The organism is Streptomyces sp. NPDC097640 (genome assembly GCF_040302705.1).
GTDB lineage: Bacteria > Actinomycetota > Actinomycetes > Streptomycetales > Streptomycetaceae > Streptomyces.
This window is the reverse complement of record NZ_JBEOSB010000032.1, coordinates 68,389-87,160: the sequence shown is the minus strand read 5'-3', so window position 1 is coordinate 87,160 and position 18,772 is coordinate 68,389. Positions and strand designations below refer to the sequence as shown.

22 protein-coding genes are annotated in these 18,772 nt (G+C 73.3%); 13 read left to right on the top strand and 9 right to left on the bottom strand.

Annotated elements, in window-relative coordinates:
- Nucleotides 1-277: 277 nt before the first annotated feature.
- A complete protein-coding gene (locus ABTY62_RS38215) occupies nt 278-1,753 on the bottom strand; it encodes an NAD(P)H-hydrate dehydratase (protein WP_352133983.1) in 1,476 nt (491 codons plus the stop codon).
- A 107-nt stretch (nt 1,754-1,860) separates the two neighbouring features.
- On the opposite strand from ABTY62_RS38215, the gene alr reads away from it, so the two are divergent.
- The 4 genes from alr to ABTY62_RS38195 all read left to right on the top strand — a co-directional run bounded on the left by alr (nt 1,861) and on the right by ABTY62_RS38195 (nt 5,192).
- A complete protein-coding gene (gene alr / locus ABTY62_RS38210; RefSeq protein ID WP_352133982.1) occupies nt 1,861-3,015 on the top strand; it encodes an alanine racemase in 1,155 nt (384 codons plus the stop codon).
- Between the two features lie 2 nt (nt 3,016-3,017).
- Nucleotides 3,018-4,241 carry an alpha/beta fold hydrolase gene (locus tag ABTY62_RS38205; RefSeq protein ID WP_352133981.1) on the top strand — a complete coding sequence of 408 codons (1,224 nt, stop codon included), beginning with the start codon at nt 3,018-3,020 and terminating at the stop codon, nt 4,239-4,241.
- A gap of 51 nt (nt 4,242-4,292) precedes the next feature.
- Nucleotides 4,293-4,814 carry a tRNA (adenosine(37)-N6)-threonylcarbamoyltransferase complex ATPase subunit type 1 TsaE gene (gene tsaE / locus ABTY62_RS38200; RefSeq protein WP_352133980.1) on the top strand — a complete coding sequence of 174 codons (522 nt, stop codon included), beginning with the start codon at nt 4,293-4,295 and terminating at the stop codon, nt 4,812-4,814.
- 168 nt (nt 4,815-4,982) lie between these two features.
- Nucleotides 4,983-5,192 carry a hypothetical protein gene (locus ABTY62_RS38195; protein WP_352133979.1) on the top strand — a complete coding sequence of 70 codons (210 nt, stop codon included), beginning with the start codon at nt 4,983-4,985 and terminating at the stop codon, nt 5,190-5,192.
- Nucleotides 5,193-5,214: 22 nt separating this feature from the next.
- Here the strand turns inward: ABTY62_RS38195 and ABTY62_RS38190 are convergent, their stop codons facing one another.
- On the bottom strand, nt 5,215-5,784 hold the full coding sequence (locus ABTY62_RS38190; RefSeq protein WP_352133978.1) for a hypothetical protein: 570 nt from the start codon (nt 5,782-5,784) through the stop codon (nt 5,215-5,217).
- A gap of 211 nt (nt 5,785-5,995) precedes the next feature.
- On the opposite strand from ABTY62_RS38190, the gene tsaB reads away from it, so the two are divergent.
- Genes tsaB through ABTY62_RS38165 form a run of 5 tightly spaced genes read left to right on the top strand, consistent with a single transcriptional unit; the run spans nt 5,996 to nt 9,281 of the window.
- Nucleotides 5,996-6,664, top strand: a complete 669-nt coding sequence (tsaB, locus tag ABTY62_RS38185) for a tRNA (adenosine(37)-N6)-threonylcarbamoyltransferase complex dimerization subunit type 1 TsaB (RefSeq protein WP_311726706.1) — start codon at nt 5,996-5,998, stop codon at nt 6,662-6,664.
- A 35-nt stretch (nt 6,665-6,699) separates the two neighbouring features.
- On the top strand, nt 6,700-7,224 hold the full coding sequence (rimI, locus tag ABTY62_RS38180) for a ribosomal protein S18-alanine N-acetyltransferase (RefSeq protein ID WP_352134025.1): 525 nt from the start codon (nt 6,700-6,702) through the stop codon (nt 7,222-7,224).
- On the top strand, nt 7,217-8,335 hold the full coding sequence (tsaD, locus tag ABTY62_RS38175; protein WP_352133977.1) for a tRNA (adenosine(37)-N6)-threonylcarbamoyltransferase complex transferase subunit TsaD: 1,119 nt from the start codon (nt 7,217-7,219) through the stop codon (nt 8,333-8,335). Before rimI ends, tsaD begins: the two co-directional genes overlap by 8 nt.
- Entirely contained in the window at nt 8,332-8,637 is a 306-nt protein-coding gene (locus ABTY62_RS38170; protein WP_352133976.1) for a hypothetical protein, read from the top strand. Before tsaD ends, ABTY62_RS38170 begins: the two co-directional genes overlap by 4 nt.
- Nucleotides 8,638-8,642: 5 nt before the next feature.
- Complete coding sequence (locus tag ABTY62_RS38165) at nt 8,643-9,281, top strand: hypothetical protein (protein WP_352133975.1); 639 nt, start codon at nt 8,643-8,645, stop codon at nt 9,279-9,281.
- Nucleotides 9,282-9,330: 49 nt separating this feature from the next.
- Here ABTY62_RS38165 and ABTY62_RS38160 read toward each other — a convergent pair whose 3' ends face one another.
- From ABTY62_RS38160 to ABTY62_RS38145, 4 genes are all read right to left on the bottom strand, one after another.
- Complete coding sequence (locus ABTY62_RS38160) at nt 9,331-9,699, bottom strand: hypothetical protein (protein ID WP_352133974.1); 369 nt, start codon at nt 9,697-9,699, stop codon at nt 9,331-9,333.
- A 70-nt stretch (nt 9,700-9,769) separates the two neighbouring features.
- The gene (locus tag ABTY62_RS38155; protein ID WP_352133973.1) at nt 9,770-10,618 is read right to left on the bottom strand and encodes an arylamine N-acetyltransferase family protein; all 849 of its coding nucleotides are present in this window, start codon (nt 10,616-10,618) and stop codon (nt 9,770-9,772) included.
- A gap of 106 nt (nt 10,619-10,724) precedes the next feature.
- Entirely contained in the window at nt 10,725-10,940 is a 216-nt protein-coding gene (locus ABTY62_RS38150; RefSeq protein WP_352133972.1) for a DUF397 domain-containing protein, read from the bottom strand.
- 19 nt (nt 10,941-10,959) lie between these two features.
- Complete coding sequence (locus tag ABTY62_RS38145; RefSeq protein ID WP_311726713.1) at nt 10,960-11,811, bottom strand: Scr1 family TA system antitoxin-like transcriptional regulator; 852 nt, start codon at nt 11,809-11,811, stop codon at nt 10,960-10,962.
- Between the two features lie 163 nt (nt 11,812-11,974).
- Between ABTY62_RS38145 and ABTY62_RS38140 the strand changes: the two genes are divergently transcribed.
- Nucleotides 11,975-12,445: an ATP-binding protein gene (locus ABTY62_RS38140; protein WP_352133971.1), complete on the top strand. Its 471-nt coding sequence runs from the start codon at nt 11,975-11,977 to the stop codon at nt 12,443-12,445.
- Between the two features lie 62 nt (nt 12,446-12,507).
- Here ABTY62_RS38140 and ABTY62_RS38135 read toward each other — a convergent pair whose 3' ends face one another.
- Entirely contained in the window at nt 12,508-13,695 is a 1,188-nt protein-coding gene (locus ABTY62_RS38135; protein WP_352133970.1) for a class I SAM-dependent methyltransferase, read from the bottom strand.
- Between the two features lie 207 nt (nt 13,696-13,902).
- On the opposite strand from ABTY62_RS38135, the gene ABTY62_RS38130 reads away from it, so the two are divergent.
- The 3 genes from ABTY62_RS38130 to groL all read left to right on the top strand — a co-directional run bounded on the left by ABTY62_RS38130 (nt 13,903) and on the right by groL (nt 17,041).
- Nucleotides 13,903-14,736 carry a polysaccharide deacetylase family protein gene (locus ABTY62_RS38130; RefSeq protein WP_352133969.1) on the top strand — a complete coding sequence of 278 codons (834 nt, stop codon included), beginning with the start codon at nt 13,903-13,905 and terminating at the stop codon, nt 14,734-14,736.
- Nucleotides 14,737-15,018: 282 nt separating this feature from the next.
- Nucleotides 15,019-15,327 (top strand): co-chaperone GroES, encoded by a 309-nt coding sequence (gene groES / locus ABTY62_RS38125; RefSeq protein ID WP_014178834.1) that lies wholly within the window; start codon nt 15,019-15,021, stop codon nt 15,325-15,327.
- Between the two features lie 91 nt (nt 15,328-15,418).
- The gene (groL, locus tag ABTY62_RS38120) at nt 15,419-17,041 is read left to right on the top strand and encodes a chaperonin GroEL (protein WP_311726717.1); all 1,623 of its coding nucleotides are present in this window, start codon (nt 15,419-15,421) and stop codon (nt 17,039-17,041) included.
- 126 nt (nt 17,042-17,167) lie between these two features.
- Here groL and ABTY62_RS38115 read toward each other — a convergent pair whose 3' ends face one another.
- Both ABTY62_RS38115 and ABTY62_RS38110 read right to left on the bottom strand, forming a co-directional pair.
- Complete coding sequence (locus tag ABTY62_RS38115; RefSeq protein ID WP_352133968.1) at nt 17,168-17,938, bottom strand: SDR family NAD(P)-dependent oxidoreductase; 771 nt, start codon at nt 17,936-17,938, stop codon at nt 17,168-17,170.
- Nucleotides 17,939-17,986: 48 nt separating this feature from the next.
- Nucleotides 17,987-18,751, bottom strand: coding sequence for an MOSC domain-containing protein (locus ABTY62_RS38110; protein WP_352133967.1), 765 nt, complete (start codon nt 18,749-18,751; stop codon nt 17,987-17,989).
- Nucleotides 18,752-18,772: the final 21 nt, after the last annotated feature.

Sequence of the window (18,772 nt, the reverse complement as noted above, 5' to 3'; positions counted from 1 at the left end):
CCCCGCCCCCGGCACCACGCACGCACATCAGGCGCACCACCCACCGGACCGGCGCGGTCCAGGGTGACAGCCCCGGAGGCCCCGCCCCCGGCACCACGCACGCACATCAGGCGCACCCCCCACCGGACCGGCGCGGTCCAGGGTGACAGCCCCGGAGGCCCCGCCCCCGGCACCACGCACGCACATCAGGCGCACCACCCACCGGACCGGCGCGGTCCAGGGTGACAGCCCCGGAGGCCCCGCCCCCGGCACCACCCACGAACATCAGGCGCACCCCTCAGCCCAGCAGCACGTCCCGCCAGACCTCGGGCAGCGCCGTCGCCACGTCGTACGCCGCGATGGGCGCGCCGGTCGGGGAGGTGGCGTGGCGGGCGGCCAGGCCGTGGAGGTAGGCGCCGACGGAGGCGGCGTCGTGGGCGGGCAGGCCGGTGGCGAGGAGGGAGCCGGTCAGGCCGGAGAGGACGTCGCCGCTGCCCGCCGTGGCGAGCCAGCCGGTGCCGGTGGGGTTGACGCGTACGGGGCCCGAGCCCGCGCCGGAACAGACGAGCGTCGTTGAGCCCTTGAGGAGGACGGTCGCGCCGTAGCGCTCGGCGAGGGCGCGCACAAAGGCGAGGCGGCTGCGCTCGACCTCCTCGCGCGCCACGCCCAGCAGCGCCGCGGCCTCCCCGGCGTGCGGCGTGAGGATCGTGGCCGCGCCGCGTGAGCGCAGGTCGCCGGAGGGGAGCAGGCGCAGCCCGTCCGCGTCGACGAGGAGCGGGACGTCGGAGGCGAGGACATCGTCGAGGGACTGGCGGGCGGCCGCGTCGTCGCCGAGGCCGGGGCCGACCACCCACGCCTGGACGCGGCCGGCCTTGTGCGGCGGGCCGGAGTGGACGAGGGTCTCGGGGAAGCGGGCGATGACCGCGTCGGCCGCCGGGCCCACGTACCGGACCGCGCCCGCCCCGCCGCGCAGCGCGCCCGCGACGGCCAGGACCGCGGCGCCCGGGTAGCGGGCCGAGCCCGCCACGACTCCGACGACGCCGCGCCGGTACTTGTCGCTCTCCGCGCTGGGGCGGGGCAGGAGGGCCGCGACGTCGTGGTGCTGGAGGGCCTCGGCGTCGGGGGCGGCGGGCAGATGGGGGGCCAGGCCGATGTCGATCAGCCGCAGCGCGCCCGCGTGTTCATGGGCGGGGTCGATGAGCAGGCCGGGCTTGTAGGTGCCGAAGGTGACGGTCGCGTCGGCGCGCACGGCGGGGCCGTGCACCTCGCCGGCGTCGGCGTCGACGCCGCTGGGCAGGTCGACGGCGACCATGGTGCCGCGCACGGCCCGGATCAGGCGCTCGGCGTCGGGCCGCAGGCCGCCCTTGCCGCCGATGCCGACGATCCCGTCGATGACCAGGTCGGCCTGGGCCAGGACCGTTTCGGCGGAGGCGGAATCAGAAGAGGCGGAATCAGAAGAGGCTGGGAGCGCGCGGCCGCCCGCGGCGCGCAGCGCCCGCAGCCCGCCCGCGTGGGCGCGGTCGGGGGCCAGCAGTACGGCCGTCACCCCCGCCCCGCGACGGGCGAGGCGGGCCCCGGCGTAGAGCGCGTCGCCGCCGTTGTCGCCGCTGCCCACCAGGAGGGCCACCCGGGCCCCGTACACGCGGCCCAGCAGCCCCGCGCAGGCGGCCGCCAGGCCCGCGGCCGCGCGCTGCATGAGCGCTCCTCGGGGCAGCCGCGCCATCAGGTCCCGCTCCGCGGCCCGTACGGTCTCGACGCTGTAGGCAATCCTCATGGCGACCAGTTTCCCGGACCTTTGCCGCACTCGCCGGGCGCCTGTGCGGACGGCTCGTGCGGAAGCACGCGCTCCGCGCGCGGGGCGGGCCTGAGAGACTGGCGCTGATGAACGAGACACCGATGCGCGCCCGTGCCGTGGTCGACCTGGCCGCCCTGCGGGCCAATGTGCGCGCGCTGCGCGCCGCGGCCCCCGGGGCCGAGCTGATGGCCGTGGTCAAGTCGGACGCCTACGGCCACGGCGCCGTGCCCTGCGCGCGCGCCGCCCGCGAGGCGGGCGCGAGCTGGCTGGGCACGGCCACGCCCGAGGAGGCGCTGGCGCTGCGCGCCGCGGGCGACACGGGCCGGGTGCTGTGCTGGCTGTGGACGCCGGGCGGCCCGTGGCGGGAGGCGATCGAGGCGGACGTCGACGTGTCGCTGAGCGGGCTGTGGGCGCTGCGGGAGGCCGTCGCCGCGGCCCGGGAGTGCGGCCGTACGGCGCGCGTGCAGCTGAAGGCGGACACCGGGCTGGGCCGCAACGGCTGCCCGCCCGAGGAGTGGCCGGAACTCATCGCCGCCGCGCGGGCCGCCGAGGCGGAGGGCACGGTGAAGGTGACCGGTCTGTGGTCGCACTTCGCGTGCGCGGACGAGCCGGGGCACCCGTCGATCGCCGCGCAGCTGGAGGTGTTCCGGGCGCTGCTCGCGCAGGCGGAGGAGGCGGGGCTGCGCCCGGAGGTGCGGCACATGGCCAACTCGCCGGCGACGCTGACGCTGCCCGAGTCGCACTTCGACCTCGTACGGACCGGGATCGCGACGTACGGGATCTCGCCGAGCCCGGAGATCGGCCACCCCGGGGACTTCGGGCTGCGCCCGGTGATGACGCTGGTGGCCTCGCTGGCCTCGGTCAAGCGGGTGCCGCGCGGACACGGCGTGTCGTACGGGCACCGCTATGTCACCCCCGGCCCGACCACGCTGGCGCTGGTGCCGGTGGGGTACGCGGACGGGATTCCGCGGCATGCCTCCGGGACGGGGCCGGTGCTGGTGGCGGGCAAGTGGCGGACGGTGGCCGGCACGGTGGCCATGGACCAGTTCGTGGTGGATCTCGGCGGCGACAGCGCGGCGCCGGGGGACGAGGCGGTGCTGTTCGGGCCCGGTGACCGGGGCGAGCCGACCGCGGAGGACTGGGCGCGCGCGGTCGGCACGATCGCGTACGAGATCGTGACGAGGATCGGGGCACGCGTGCCGCGCGTTTATGTGGGTCACCCTGAGGGCACAGGGAACTGACCATGGAAGGCGACAGCACGGCAGAGACGGCGGCACGGGTGGCGGCGGGGGCAACGGCCGTGGGGTGGCGGCGCGGCGCGGGTTTCGCGGGCGTCGCCATCGGTGTCGTCGCGGCGGGCGCGGCCATGGGCGTCGGGCTCGAGCGGCTGACGGTGGGCCGTGGTGTACGGCGCAAGGCGCGGCTGGAGCTGGACGCGGCGGGCCCGTTCGGCACGCTGCGCGGCACCCCGGGCACGGCGGTCGCCGACGACGGCACCGAGCTGTACTACGAGGTCGAGGACATACCGGCGCAGCCGCCGGCGCGCCGCAAGCGGCTGCTCGGGCGGCGCGCCCCCGCCCCGATCACGGTGATTTTCAGCCATGGCTACTGTCTGGCCCAGGACTCCTGGCACTTCCAGCGCGCGGTGCTGCGCGGCGGGGTCCGCGCCGTCTACTGGGACCAGCGGTGCCACGGCAGGTCGGCGCGGGGCCGCGCCCAGATGGAGGGCACGCAGGTCACCATCGACCAGCTCGGCCGCGATCTGAAGGCCGTGATCGACACGGCGGCGCCCGAGGGGCCGCTGGTGCTGGTGGGGCACTCGATGGGCGGCATGACGATGATGGCGCTGGCCGCGCAGTTCCCGGAGCTGGTGCGCGAGCGGGTGATCGGCGCGGCGTTCGTGGGCACGTCGTCGGGCCATCTCAGCGAGGTCAGCTTCGGGCTGCCGGTGGTCGGGGTGAACGCGGTACGGCGGCTGCTGCCGGGCCTGCTGAAGGCGCTGGGGTGGCAGGCGGAGCTGGTCGAGCGGGGGCGGCGGGCCACGGCCGATCTGTTCGCGGGCGTGATCAAGCGCTATTCGTTCGGGTCGAAGGACGTGGACCCGGGGGTCGCGCGGTTCGCGGAGCGGCTGATCGAGGCGACGCCGATCGATGTGGTCGCGGAGTTCTACCCGGCCTTCGTGGAGCACGACAAGGCGGAGGCGCTGCCGGTCTTCGACGGGCTGCCGGTGCTGGTGCTGGCGGGCGACAAGGACCTCATCACCCCGATGGAGCACAGCGAGGCCATCGCGGAGGCGCTGCCCGGCGCGGGCCTGGTGATCGTCGAGGAGGGCGGGCACCTGGTGATGCTGGAACACCCCGAAGAGGTGAACGGACATCTGATCGACCTGCTGGCGCAGGCGGCCGGTACGGACACCTCGCGGGCCGCGTCCGGGGGGAGTGGACGGCGGCGTACGGCGCGCGGGTAGCGGCTCCCGGGCCCGGCCCGGGGCGGGGCCCGAGCCGTAACATCGGCGGGTATGGAGACCCCGCACGCCACCGGCCCGTACGCCACCCTGCGCCTCACCGTCACCTCGCCCGAGCAGATGCGGGACCTGGGGCGCAGGCTCGCCAAGCTGCTGCGCCCCGGTGACCTGGTGCTGCTCACCGGGGAGCTGGGCGCGGGCAAGACGACGCTGACCCGCGGCCTGGGGGAGGGGCTCGGGGTGCGCGGCGCGGTCACCTCGCCGACGTTCGTGATCGCGCGCGTCCACCCGTCGCTGGGCGACGGCCCGCCGCTGGTGCACGTGGACGCCTACCGGCTGGGCGGGGGCCTGGACGAGATGGAGGACCTGGACCTCGATGTGTCGCTGCCGGAGTCGGTGGTGGCCGTGGAGTGGGGCGAGGGGAAGGTCGAGGGGCTCTCGGAGGACCGGCTGCACGTCGTCATCGAGCGGACGGCGGGGGACGAGGCCACCGCGCCGGAGGACGTCCGGGGCGTGGTGGTGACCGGGGTCGGGCCGCGCTGGGCGGGTGAGGACCTGGCGTCGCTGGCGGGCTGAGGTTCCGGCCGCGGCGCCGACAAGGTTCCGGCCGCGGGGGCGACAAGGTTCCGACAAGCCGTCGGCAAAATGTTGCGCGAGGGGCATCCCCCGTGGTCACATGGGAAGAGAGGCTAAGTTAGGCGTGCCTAAGTTGGCCGTTTGCCCCAGGACCCTTAGGAGGCATCCATGCCGTCCCGAGAGCCCGCTGCCGAGGCGGGCCGGCGCGATGACCGGTCCCCGTCGATGAGGGAACTGCTGGCCGCCTGCGCGGCGGCGAGAGCGGTGTCCACGCCGCCGGAGTCCCCGGCGCCCGGCCCGGCGCCCGCCGCGACGGGCGAGCCGGAAGGGGCCGGCGCGTGCGAGGGGGAGGACGAACCGCGCCGCGACGCGGCGTAGCGGGCGTGGCGCGCGCCGTGGGTCAGGCGAGGACGACGACCTTCGTGCCGGCCTGCGCGAACTGCCACATCGCCGTGGCGTCCGCGCGGCTCTCCCGGATGCCGCCGGTCTTCTTCGTCGCGTTCGGGTCGGGGAGCGAGCCGTCGACCGCCGCGCTGAAGCCGTACACGACCCCCGCTTCCGTGTTGAAGACGACGACGTGTTCGACCTGTACCCCGTCCGAGCCGATCGTGCTCGCCACGCGCGAGGTGACCTCGTACGTCCCGGGGGCCGGGCTCGCCGTGCTGGGGGAGACCACGAAGGTGTGGGTCGCCTTCTCGTCGGCGTCCACCAGCCAGACCCGCCGGTCCCCGAGCGCGTAGACCACGCGGAGCCCGGAGCCTGATTTGGCCGGCAGCGCGGTGGACTTCTTCTTGTCGCCCTTGTCCTTGGTCTTGGCCTTGTCCTTGGAGCCGCCCGCCTGGGATTCGCGCACGGAGTGGGAGGGGCGGTCGGGAGCGGTCGCCGACGCCTGGTAGGCGAGGAAGCCCACGCCGCCGAGCGCGGCGGCGGTGAGCGCGGCCACGACGGTCCCGGTGCTGCTCCTTGGCACGGCTTGCCACCCTCTCCTCGGCTCCGGATCCCTCCCGTCGCCGCGGGCCGGACCGCGGGCGGACAGAGGACAAGCCGAAGGTAGCACCGGAGCGCGGTCCCCATGTGCGCCACAACCGCCCCGGCGCGCACCCCGTCCCCCTCCGGCGCGCGTTCGCGGTGCGCGCCCCGCGGCGGAGCGGCCCCCGCCGCGGGCGCCGTAGGCTGTCCTCGTGCTGTTGCTCGCGCTTGACACCGCCACCCCCGCCGTCACCGTCGCCCTGCACGACGGCACCGCCGTCCTCGCCGAGTCGCGTCAGACCGACGCGCGGCGCCACGGCGAGCTGCTGCTGCCCGCCGTCGACCGGGTGCTGGCCGAGGCGGGGACCGCGCTCGGCGAGGTGACCGATCTGGTCGTCGGCGTGGGGCCGGGACCGTACACCGGGCTGCGGGTCGGCCTGGTGACCGCGGCCACCTTCGGGGCGGCCCTCGGCATCCCCGTGCACGGGCTGTGCACGCTCGACGGGATCGCGTACGCCGCCGGGCAGGCCGGTCTGGAAGGGCCCTTCGTCGTGGCCACGGACGCGCGGCGCAAAGAGGTCTACTGGGCGCGGTACGACGACGCCCGCACCCGGGTGACCGAGCCGGCCGTCGACCTGCCCGCGGACCTCGGCGAGCGGGTGGCCGGGCTGCCGGCCGTCGGCGCGGGCGCCCTGCTCTACCCGGCCGCCTTCGCGGACGTACCGGCCGGGATGCCCGAGCACCAGTCGGCGGGCGCGCTGGCGGCGCTGGCCGCCGAGAAGCTGGCGCGCGGCGAGGAACTGCTGCCCGACCGGCCGCTGTATCTGCGCCGCCCCGACGCCCAGGTGCCCGCCAACTACAAGGTGGTCACGCCCCGGTGACCCCCGCGACACCGCAGGCCCCGGTGGTGCGCGAGATGCGCTGGTGGGACATCGAGAGCGTGCTGCGGCTCGAAGTGGATCTCTTCCCGGACGACGCCTGGTCGCCCGGCATGTTCTGGTCCGAGCTCGCCCATGCCCGCGGCCCGGCCGCGACGCGTCACTACGTGGTCGCGGAGGCGGGCGGCCGGCTGGTGGGTTACGCGGGGCTCGCCGCCGTCGACCGCACGGCCGATGTGCAGACCATCGCCGCCGCCCGCGACCACTGGGGCACCGGGCTCGGCGCCCGGCTGCTGACGAACCTCATCACGGCCGCCACCGCCTTCGAGTGCCATGAGGTGCTGCTGGAGGTGCGCGTCGACAATCTGCGGGCGCAGCGCCTCTACGAGCGCTTCGGCTTCGCGCCCCTCGGCATCCGCAAGGGCTACTACCAGCCGGGGAACGTGGACGCGCTGGTGATGCGCTTGGCGGACCCGGCCTCCCCCGCGCCCGACGCGCAGTGCCCCGTGCAAGGACAAGGCTCCGTACAAGGCTCCGCACAAGGAACGAAGACCCATGGCTGACGAACCGCTCGTACTCGGCATCGAGACCTCCTGCGACGAGACCGGCGTCGGCATCGTCCGCGGCCACACCCTCCTCGCCGACGCCGTCGCCTCCAGCGTCGACGAGCACGCCCGCTTCGGCGGCGTGGTCCCCGAGGTCGCCAGCCGGGCGCATCTGGAGGCGATGGTCCCCACCATCCAGCGCGCCCTGAAGGAGGCCGGGGTCGCCCCGTCCGACCTGGACGGCGTCGCGGTCACCGCCGGGCCCGGGCTCGCGGGGGCGCTGCTGGTCGGCGTCTCGGCCGCCAAGGCGTACGCGTACGCGCTCGGCAAGCCGCTCTACGGCGTCAACCACCTGGCCTCGCACATCTGCGTGGACCAGCTGGAGCACGGCCCGCTGCCCGAGCCGACGATGGCCCTGCTGGTGAGCGGCGGTCACTCCTCGCTGCTGCTCGCGCCCGACATCACCTCGGACGTCCGTCCGCTCGGCTCGACGATCGACGACGCGGCGGGCGAGGCGTTCGACAAGATCGCCCGGGTGCTGCACCTCGGCTTCCCGGGCGGCCCGGTCATCGACCGCATGGCGCGCGAGGGCGACCCGGCCGCGATCGCCTTCCCGCGCGGGCTGACCGGCCCGCGCGACGCCCCGTACGACTTCTCCTTCTCCGGCCTCAAGACCGCCGTGGCCCGCTGGATCGAGGCCAGGCGGGCGGCGGGCGAGGACGTGCCGGTGGCCGATGTCTCGGCCTCCTTCCAGGAGGCGGTCGTGGACGTGCTGACCCGCAAGGCCGTGCGGGCCTGCCGGGACGAGGGCGTCGACCACCTGATGATCGGCGGCGGGGTGGCCGCCAACTCCCGGCTGCGCGCCATGGCGGAGCGCCGCTGCGAGGACGCGGGCATCACGCTGCGCGTGCCCCGGCCCAAGCTGTGCACGGACAACGGCGCGATGGTCGCGGCGCTGGGCGCGGAGATGGTGGCGCGCGGGCGGGCCGCGTCGGCCTGGGACCTGTCGGCGGACTCCTCGCTGCCGGTGACCGACCCGCATGTCCCGGCCCCCGCGGGCCACGACCACGACCATGTGCACGACCATGACCATGTGCACGAGCTGAGCCGGAAGAACCTCTACGCATGACCGTCGCCCTGATGTGGGAGGCGCGGGCCGTGGAGGGCGGTGGCGAGCGGCTGCTGGCCTGGGCCCGCGGTCAGCGGCTCGACCCCGCGCCGCTGCGCCGCGAGACCCTCCGCGCCCCTGCGGACCGCGTCCTGGTCATCACCTGGTGGGACGCCCCGTACGATGCCGAGCTGCCCGAACTCCCCGAGCCGGGGGAGGACTTGGCGCGCCGGGCCGTGCACCGCTGGCGGTTCGAGTCCGTGGAGTCCGTGGAGTCCGCCGGGCCCGCCGCGTCCGTCGAGTCCGCCGCGCCCGAGGGGTGAGCCGGATGCCGGGCCCCAGCCTCCCGCCGCCGCCCGACCCCGCCTCGGACATAGGGCCGCCGCCCGACCGCGCCGACCTCCTGGCCGAGCGGGAGGAGGCGCTGCGCGAGCTGGTGCCCTGGTATCTGGGGCGGCGGCGGGCGCTGCTGTTCTGGCTGGCGGCCGGGCTCATCTCGGTGGGGTGGGTGGCGGCCTGGGCGGGGAGCCGCTACGTGGGCATGGGCGATGTGGTCAGCGTCGTGCTCGGCGTCTTCTTCCTGGCCGTGGCGCTGGGGTTCGTGGTGCCCACGACGCTGGCCACGATCTCCGGCGTCCGGGACGACTTGGACGCGCGCGAGCGGCTCCGCGCCTGGGCCGGGGCGGGGCGGGACCGGGACTCCCTGGCCCGGTGGCACTCCCCGGGCCGGGCTCTCTTCTGGCTGCTGCCGTCGCTGCTGCTGTGCTGCTTCGGATCGGCCTCGGCGGCCAGGGCGGCCGCCGTGGACGGTTCCGTCCGGGCCCTGGGGTGCGCGGTCGTCCTCGCGGGGACGGGCGCGCTGGGCATGGCCAAGGCGGTCGGCTACTACCGCCTGGTCACCCGCGAACTCACCCCCGCGCCCGAGGCGGACCCGGAGGGCGACGACCGGCCGGACGACACGTTCTGAGCGCCCGGCCTCGGCGAGTGTGTCGGTGTTGCTGTCGGTTCGGTGAGGGTCAGGCCGCGGGGTCCGGCTCGTCGTGGCCGTCCGTGCCCTGCGGTCCGGGCTGCCCCTCCCACGACCTCTGCAACACCTGGAACCGGTGCAGCAGTTCCAGATAGCGGGGGTCGGCGTCCGCCCCCTGCGCCTTCGTCGCCTCCTCGACGGCGTTCAGCATCTGCCTGATCCGCACCGCGTCCATGCTCACATCGCGCTGGAGCTTCTTGTACGCGGTGGCCGAGGGCCCCTTCCCGTCCTTGTCGACGGACTCGACCAGGAGGTTCAGACGCTTGATCTTCGTCTCGACGTAGCTCTGTGTCTCCTCGAGGTCTTTGATCAGGCTTGTCAGATCCTGATCCGATACGGACAGTTTTTCTTTGCCCATGCCCCCTGCCACCCTCTCATCCGCCCATTAGCGGGATGATCGTGCCATGGTCGGGGGCCTGCCCGAAGGGCTACCTCGGCAATTGGACGTCCTCCGGCGCCTCGATGCCGAACTCGGCGGCGAGTACGGCCAGCACCTCGGCCTCATCGGCCAGTTCGCGCTGGGCGCGGGTGCCGTCGCGATCCGTCTCGGTCAGGGTGTGCCCGCTCAGTGCCAGATGCCGGTCGGCGGCGGTGCGCTGGACGTGGAGGGTGCGCCGGAAGGGCGAGCGCGGGTGGGTCGCCACATACCAGTTGAAGATCTCGTAGTCGGGGCGCTCGCAGGGTTCGAGGGTGAAGGCGTACTGGTCCTCCCACGCCCCGTCCAGGAAGGCCTGGAGCACCCACAGGTCCTCATGGCCGGGGCCCGGCTCGCGGACGAAGCGGTGGCGGCGGTTCCCGTCGTGGAACTCGGTGTCCGCGGCCAGCGGCACCGCCTCCAGCAGACCGCCGATGCTGCCGAAACCGACATCGGCCACGTACGGTTCGCGCTCGCCCGGGACCTCGACGAGCAGGAGCATGTGCGTACGGGGGCGGAGGGCGCCGCGGGCGCCGACGCGCACCCGGGCGGCCAGGCCGGTGACGGTGAAGCCGAGGGCCCTCAGGGCGGCGGCGAACAGCGTGTTCTGCTCGTAGCAGTAGCCGCCGCGCGGGGCGCGGACCAGCTTGGCCTCCAGGTCGGGGAGGGCGAGCGAGGGCGCCGAGCCGCGCAGGGGGTCGAGGTTCTCGAACGGTATGGACGTCACATGCGCGAAGGCCAGCGCGCGCAAGGACGCCGCGCTCGGGCCGCGTTCGCCGGGCCGGCCGACGCGGGCGAGGTAGGCGTCGAGGTCCAGCTGGGGCGTGCTCGGGGCCTCGGGCATGGTGGTGGTCTCGGTCATGGTGATCAACGTAACGACGCCCGGCCGGGCGCGCGTCGGGCCGAGGAGGCAGGGGACCTGGTCCGCTGGGCGTAGGGCTCGGGCGGGGGCTCGGGCGGTGGGGTGGTCATGGCGGTGTCACCGTTAAGGACAGGCGGTCGAACTCACCGGCCTTGATGCCGTCGAGGAGCGATCTGAGCATGGTGGGGGTGGTGGTCACGACTCTGTCGGGGTCGTCGCTCTCCCGGAGCGCTATGTCCTCGCCCATGGAGGCGACCTCGACGCAGGCGTCTCCCTCGCCTTGGCCGGAGTAGGAGGACTTCTGCCAGTTGATGGTGCGCATTTCCTTGCTTTCGGAGCTTTCAGAGGCGCTGAACGGCGGCGCGCACGACCGAGCGCGATTCCTCGTCGGGCAAGGCCACCTCCGCGCTGCGGTCCAGGACCCCTCGGTACTTGCGCAGCTGGGACTCCGCGTCCAGGAACATCGAGCCGAGGGCCGAGTCGAACTGCACGGTGTCCAGCTGCGGTACGGGTCCCGAGGCGTAGGTGACCGTGGAGCCGGCGACCGGGAAGCCGTCCGTGTCGAGCGGGATGACGCGCACGGTGACGTACTCGCGCTCCGACGCCTCCAGCAGCCGCTCCAGCTGGGCCCGCAGCACCCGCGCCCCGCCGAACCGGGTGTGCAGGGCGGCCTCGTGGATGACGAAGGTGCACTCGGGAGGGGTGTCCCGGTCCAGGATGTCCCGGCGCTTCATCCGGTGGGAGAGCCTGCGGCGCAGCTCCGTCGGTGACCACGGGGGCACGGCCTGGCCCATCACCGCGTGTGCGTACTCCTCCGTCTGGAGAAGCCCTGGAATGTGGATGAGGCCGACTACGCGCAGGCTCGACGCGTAGTACTCCATCTCGGCCAGGTCGAGTCCGCCGGTGGCGATGAGCCCCCGGTACTCCTCCCACCAACCGCCCTTGCGCTCATGGGTCATGGCGGCGAGCGCGTCGATGTACGCGATGTCCGGGCAGGCGTAGATGGCGGCGAGGGTCCGTACGCGCTCCTCGCTCACCCCGAACCGGGCCAGCTCCAGGTTGGTGATGTGGGTCCGGTTGATGCCGAGCCGGTCGGCGGCCTCCTGGATGCTGAGGCCCGCGTCCTCCCGCATCCTGCGCAGTTCGGTGCCCAACCGCTGTTGCCGGGCGGTTGGCGCGTTCCTGGGTGGCATGTCTCTCCCATACGTGTCACCCTCGCGGGCTATTTGTCGGGGAAATTCAACGAATCCGTAGCACTTGTTTGCAGCACTGTCCTACGGTAGGTGCTGTCGCCGTTACGAAGCGTTGATCATCGTAACGGTACGCGCACCAACGGCCCCGTCGCAGGGAGTTGACATGGGATCCGACCACGAGCCCGACGACAGCCCTGCGGACAGTTCGCCCTCCTCGGGACCCGAAGAGCCGTACGTCTACACGCTTCAGAGCACCCGCCGGGCCACCTCCCCGAAGATCTGCCGGGACTTCGTCGCGTGCGTGTTGAACTCCGTGGGCCATGAGGACCTTGTCGAGACCGCGACGGCCTGCACCTCGGAGCTGGCCACCAACGCCTATCTGCACGCCGAGGGCGACTCCCTGATGCTCCGCGTGATGATCGAGCAGCCCCGGCTGCGCATCAGCGTCTACGACGCGAGCACCGAGCTCCCCACGGGCGCGTATCTCCCGGCGGGCGACCGGTTGTACGGGCGCGGGCTCGGGGTGGTCGCGGCGCTGGCCGACGAGTGGGGGACGGCGGACGGGGATCCGACGGGGATGTACGCGAAGGGCGTCTGGTTCGAGCTGAAAACCAGGAACGGCACCGGAGCCTGACCGCAGCGGCCCCGGGCGGGGTGTTTTCCCCCTCCGCCTCAGGCCCCCGGGGTCCAGGGGGCTCAGGCCCCGGCCGGGTGGCCGAGGAGCATGGTGGGGGCGCCGCTCACCCGGGTGAGGAACACCGTGCAGGAATTCACCCCATCGAGGCGGAGCCTCTTCCGCAGCTCCTCCGGCTCGACCGCCGACCCCCGCTTCTTGACCGTCAGGACGCCGACCTTCCGCTCACGCAGCAGCGCCTTGAGCTTTTTGAGGTTGAACGGCAGCACGTCCGTGATCTCGTACGCGGTGGCGTACGGCGTCGGGCGCAGGTCGTCGGCCGTGACATAGGCGATCGTCGGGTCGATGAGGCGGCCGCCGATCCGCGCGGCGACGTCCGCGACCAGGTGCGCGCGGATGACCGCGCCGTCCGGCTCGTACAGCCAGCGCCCGACCGTGCCCGCCTCGGGGTCCGGCAGCAGGGGGGTGCCGAGGAGGGAGTGGTGGTCGGGGAGCAGCGTGGCGCGGCGCAGGCCGGGGCGCGCCGTGCCGAACCACAGCAGGGCCTCCTTGACGTCGCCGTGGTCCGAGATCCACTCGGCCTCGGCGTCCTCGGGGACCGCGTCGTGCGGGATGCCGGGGGCGACCTTGAGGGCGGCGTGGGGGGCGGTGCGGGCGGCCGCGACGGCCCAGGACAGCGGCGGCGAGTACGCCTCGGGGTCGAAGACGCGGCCCCGCCCCCCGCGCCGCGCGGGGTCCACGAAGATCGCGTCGTAGCCGGAGGTGTCGACCTCGGCGACATCCGCGTGGCGCACCTCGATGAGGTCGGCCAGTCCCAGGGCCTCGGCGTTGGCCCGGACCACGGCGCAGGTCAGCGGGTCGCGGTCGACGGCCAGCACGAAGATGCCCGCGCGGGCCAGCGCGACCGCGTCGCCGCCGATGCCGCAGCACAGGTCGGCGACGCGGCGCACGCCGAGCTCGGTGAAGCGGGCGGCGCGGTAGGCGGCGACGGACGCCCGGGTGGCCTGTTCGACGCCGTTGGGCGTGAAGTACATGCGGTGGGCGTCGGCGGCGCCGAACTTCGCTGCCGCGCGCTGCCGCAGCCCCGCCTGGGTGAGGGCCGCGGAGACCAGCTCCGCGGGGTGGTCACGGCGCAGCCGGGTCGCCGTGGCGAGCTCCCGCGCCGGGTCGTAGTCGCTCAGCTCGCGGAGCAGCGTCTGCCCTTCGTCGCGGAGCAGTGAGTCGAAGGCGTCAACGTCCACGTCGCCCATTCTCCCCGCTTCAGCGCGCGCGTTCGCGACACCCGGCTGAAGATCGCTTATGTGATGATGATCAAGACTGGCCTTTCAAGGTGTCTCGTGTTGGTCGCGGCCGCGGCGCTGCTCGCGGGCTGTGGGGACGGGCATGGCGCCGGGACGGCTGCGCCGTCTTCGCCGTCGTCCGACTCGTCCATGTCCTCTTCGTCTCCCAAGTCGTCCATGTCGTCGCTCGGGAGCGGGGCCCACGCCCCGGGCTCGCTGCACGACTCGTCCCGGTCGCCGGGGTCGGGGTCGGAGCCGGGGTCCGGCCGGGCGTCGGAGTCCGGTTCGGTCTCCGACCTGCCCTCGCCGCCCCCCGCGGCCCCGGACGGCTACCGCCGCTGGGGGCTCGACGGGCCGCTGGAAACGGCGGCGCCGCCCTCGTCCAAGCCGCCCCTGGTGCCGCCCGGGGCGGGCGCGCCCGCCGGGCCGCCGATCATCGACCATGTGCCGACCCACGACAAGGTCGTCTTCGTGACCATCGACGACGGCGCGGAGAAGGACCCGGCCTTCATCCAACTGGCCCACGACCTGGGGCTGCCGTTCACCGCCTTCCTGACGGACGACGTGGCGTCCGGCGACTACGGCTACTTCGAGCAGCTGCGCCGGCTCGGCAACGGGATCCAGAACCACACCCTCACCCATCCGAGGCTGCCCGATCTGGAGTTCGAGGAGCAGGCCCATGAGATCTGCGGCCAGCAGGATGTGCTCGCTCACCAGTTCGGTACCCGGCCGTATCTCTTCCGCCCGCCGTACGGGGCGGTCGACGACGACACGGTGCGGGCGGCGGCGGCCTGCGGGGTGCGGGCGCTGGTGATGTGGTCGGCCGAGATGAAGGCCGACGGGCTGGAGTACGCGTCGGGCGGCCGGCTGCACTCCGGCGACATCGTGCTGGCCCACTTCCGCGGCCCCGCCCAGCAGGACGGGCGGACCATGACCGATGTGATGACCGAGCTGCTCCGGGAGATCCAGGCCGAGGGCTTCGCCGTGGCCCGGCTGGAGGACTACCTCTGAATCCCTCCGGGGACTGACTCCCTCCGGGGACTGCCTCTGAGGACCGCCTCCGGGGACCGGCCGAGTGGCGTCCCGCCGACTCCGGCGGGGCGCCGCGGCACCCCGTCACTTGGCACTCTGGTTGACTGAGTGCTAACCGCGTCATAATGTCGTGGCTGGCACTCAGCACCGAGGAGTGCCAAACACAGCGACGGGCAGGTCCGGCACCCGCGACGACGGATCCACCTGGTCGCCACCTCAGACAGTTAACCCCGTGAGATCTCCGAAGGGGGAGGTCGGATCGTGACGACCGCCAGCTCCAAGGTTGCCATCAAGCCGCTCGAGGACCGCATTGTGGTCCAGCCGCTCGACGCCGAGCAGACCACGGCCTCTGGCCTGGTTATCCCGGACACTGCCAAGGAGAAGCCCCAGGAGGGCGTCGTCCTGGCCGTGGGCCCGGGCCGCTTCGAGGACGGCAACCGTCTCCCGCTCGACGTCTCCGTAGGCGACGTCGTGCTCTACAGCAAGTACGGCGGTACCGAGGTGAAGTACAACGGCGAGGAGTACCTCGTCCTCTCGGCTCGCGACGTTCTCGCGATCATCGAGAAGTAAGTCACCGAAGTTTTGCCTGTGAGCCGCGCCCCGGTGCCCCTGTCCATACCGGGGCCGGGGCGCGGTTCGTTCGAGAGGACATACGCAACCCATGGCGAAGATCCTGAAGTTTGACGAGGACGCCCGTCGCGCCCTCGAGCGTGGCGTCAACAAGCTCGCCGACACCGTCAAGGTGACGATCGGCCCCAAGGGCCGCAACGTCGTCATCGACAAGAAGTTCGGCGCCCCGACCATCACCAACGACGGTGTCACCATCGCCCGCGAGGTCGAGGTCGAGGACCCGTACGAGAACCTGGGCGCCCAGCTCGTCAAGGAGGTGGCGACCAAGACCAACGACATCGCGGGTGACGGCACCACCACCGCCACCGTGCTGGCCCAGGCCCTGGTCCGCGAGGGCCTGCGGAACGTGGCCGCCGGTGCCTCCCCGGCCGCCCTGAAGAAGGGCATCGACGCGGCCGTCAAGGCCGTGTCCGACGAGCTGCTGGCCACCGCCCGCCCGATCGACTCCAAGTCCGACATCGCCGCCGTGGCCGCGCTGTCCGCCCAGGACAAGCAGGTCGGCGAGCTCATCGCCGAGGCGATGGACAAGGTCGGCAAGGACGGTGTGATCACCGTCGAGGAGTCCAACACCTTCGGCCTGGAGCTCGACTTCACCGAGGGCATGGCCTTCGACAAGGGCTACCTGTCGCCGTACATGGTCACCGACCAGGAGCGTATGGAGGCCGTCCTCGACGACCCGTACATCCTGATCCACCAGGGCAAGATCTCCTCGATCCAGGACCTGCTGCCGCTGCTGGAGAAGATCATCCAGGGTGGCAACAAGCCGCTGCTGATCATCGCCGAGGACGTGGAGGGCGAGGCCCTGTCCACCCTCGTCGTCAACAAGATCCGCGGCACCTTCAACGCCGTCGCGGTGAAGGCCCCCGGCTTCGGCGACCGCCGCAAGGCGATGCTCGGCGACATGGCCGCCCTCACCGGCGGCACCGTCGTCGCCGAGGAGGTCGGCCTCAAGCTCGACCAGGTCGGCCTGGACGTGCTGGGCACCGCCCGCCGGGTGACCGTCACCAAGGACGACACCACCATCGTCGACGGTGGCGGCAAGTCCGAGGACGTCACCGGCCGGATCAACCAGATCAAGGCCGAGATCGAGGCCACGGACTCCGACTGGGACCGCGAGAAGCTCCAGGAGCGCCTCGCCAAGCTGGCCGGCGGCGTGTGCGTGATCCGCGTCGGCGCCGCCACCGAGGTGGAGCTCAAGGAGAAGAAGCACCGTCTGGAGGACGCCATCTCCGCGACCCGCGCCGCGGTCGAGGAGGGCATCGTCTCCGGTGGTGGCTCCGCGCTCGTCCACGCCGTGAAGGTGCTGGAGGACAACCTCGGCAAGGAGGGCGACGAGGCCACCGGTGTCGCGGTCGTCCGCCGCGCCGCGGTCGAGCCGCTGCGCTGGATCGCCGAGAACGCGGGCCTTGAGGGCTACGTCATCACCTCCAAGGTGGCCGAGCTCGAGAAGGGCCACGGCTTCAACGCCGCGACCGACGAGTACGGCGACCTGGTGAAGGCCGGCGTCATCGACCCGGTCAAGGTCACCCGCTCCGCCCTGGAGAACGCGGCGTCCATCGCCTCCCTGCTGCTCACCACCGAGACGCTGGTGGTCGAGAAGCCGGCCGAGGAGGAGCCCGAGGCCGCGGGCCACGGCCACGGTCACGCGCACTGACGCGCCACCGCGCGATCCCGCCGGGCGCGGTCACCCCTCGTGGGGGTGACCGCGCCCGAGGCGTTTCCGGGGCCGCGGGGCTCTGGGGGCTGCGTGGGCCCGCGAGGCCCTGGGGCTGCGGGGGTGTCAGCGCTTGGGAGGCCGTCCGACGTTCGAGGAGACGACCGAGAGCGCGGCCCGCGGCGCCAGCTTCGCCAGCCCCGTCATCGCCTTGTACCGCGGATCGGGGATCGACAGCGCCTTGCCCCGCGCGAAGTCCTTGAGCGCCTCCGTCACCACCTTGTCGGCGTCCAGCCACATCCAGCTCGGCACGCTGTCCGGCTTGATCCCCGCCCGCGCGTGGAACTCGGTCCGTACGAACCCCGGGCACAGCGCCATCAGCCGCACCCCGGAACTCGCCAGGTCCCGCGCCGCGCCCTGGGTGAACTGCACGACCCACGCCTTGCTGGCCCCGTACGTGCCGCGCGGGAAGAACGCCGCGATCGAGGCGACGTTGATCACTCCGCCGCGCCCCCGGGTCCGCATCGTCTCGGCGGCCGCGGTGGTGAGCCGCAGCACGGCCTCGCAGTGGACCTTCAGCATCCGCAGCTCGTCGTCCAGGGGCGCCTCGAGATAGCGGCCCTTGTTGCCGAAGCCGGCGTTGTTGACGAGCAGATCGATCGGGTGCTTGCGGTTGCCGAGGCGCTCCTCGACGGCCGCGATGCCGTCGTCCTCGGACAGGTCGGCCCGCAGGACGTCCGCCTCCACCCCGTGCCGGTCGTGGAGGTCGGCGGCCTGGTCGCGCAGCCGCTTCTCGTCCCGCGCCACCAGCACCAGGTTGTGACCGTCCGCCGCGAGCCGGCTCGCGAAGGCGGCGCCGATGCCCGCCGTGGTTCCCGTAATCAACGCAGTCGTCATACGCGCACGTTAGCGGCCTCGGCGGGGGTCGGAGCGCACCCGTCCGGATCAGTTCTCCGGTGAGTGGGAGAGTGTTCCGGTATAGGAAAGTGCGGTCTGCCGCAGTTCGGGGTGGAGCGCGTCGCCCGCCGCGAGCACCCGTGGCAGCAGGGCGCGTTCGGTGGTGACGGCGCGGAAGGTGAAGCCGACGGTCACCTCGTGGTCGGGCCGGTGCACGATCTCGACCGGGTCCCCGGAGCGGATCTCGCCCGGCTCGAGGACCCGCAGATACGCGCCGGGGACGGCCGCCCGAGTGAACCGCTTCACCCAGCGCTCCTCGCCCAGCCAGGCCGCGAAGGTCCGGCACGGGATGCGCACCGAGGCCACTTCGAGCAGCAGCTCGGCGCCGATCCGCCAGCGCTCGCCGATCCGGGCGCCGGTGATGTCGAGGCCGCGGGTGGTGAGGTTCTCGCCGAAGGCGCCGTTCGTCAGCTCGCGGCCGAGCTCGCCCTCCCAGGCGTCGAGGTCCTCGCGCGCGTAGGCGTACACGGCCTGGTCGTTCCCGCCGTGGTGGCGTGTGTCGCTGACCGCGTCGCCGATCAGCCCGCTCGCGCCCTCGCCCTTGGGGCCGGGGGCGACCACCCGCACCGGCCCGTCGGCGGGGCGCTTGTCGATGCCGGTGCCGCCGGAGGGGGCGTCGGTGTACTCGACCTGCTTCAGCCGGCCGAGGTTCACGGTGAGCACGGTCGTCGGGTGCGGCTGAATGCGCGGCTGGGAGTGCGGCTCAGGGTGCGGCTCAGGGTGCGGGGACCCGGCCTCGGGGATACGCGTCATGGCGGCACGCTAGAGGACCGC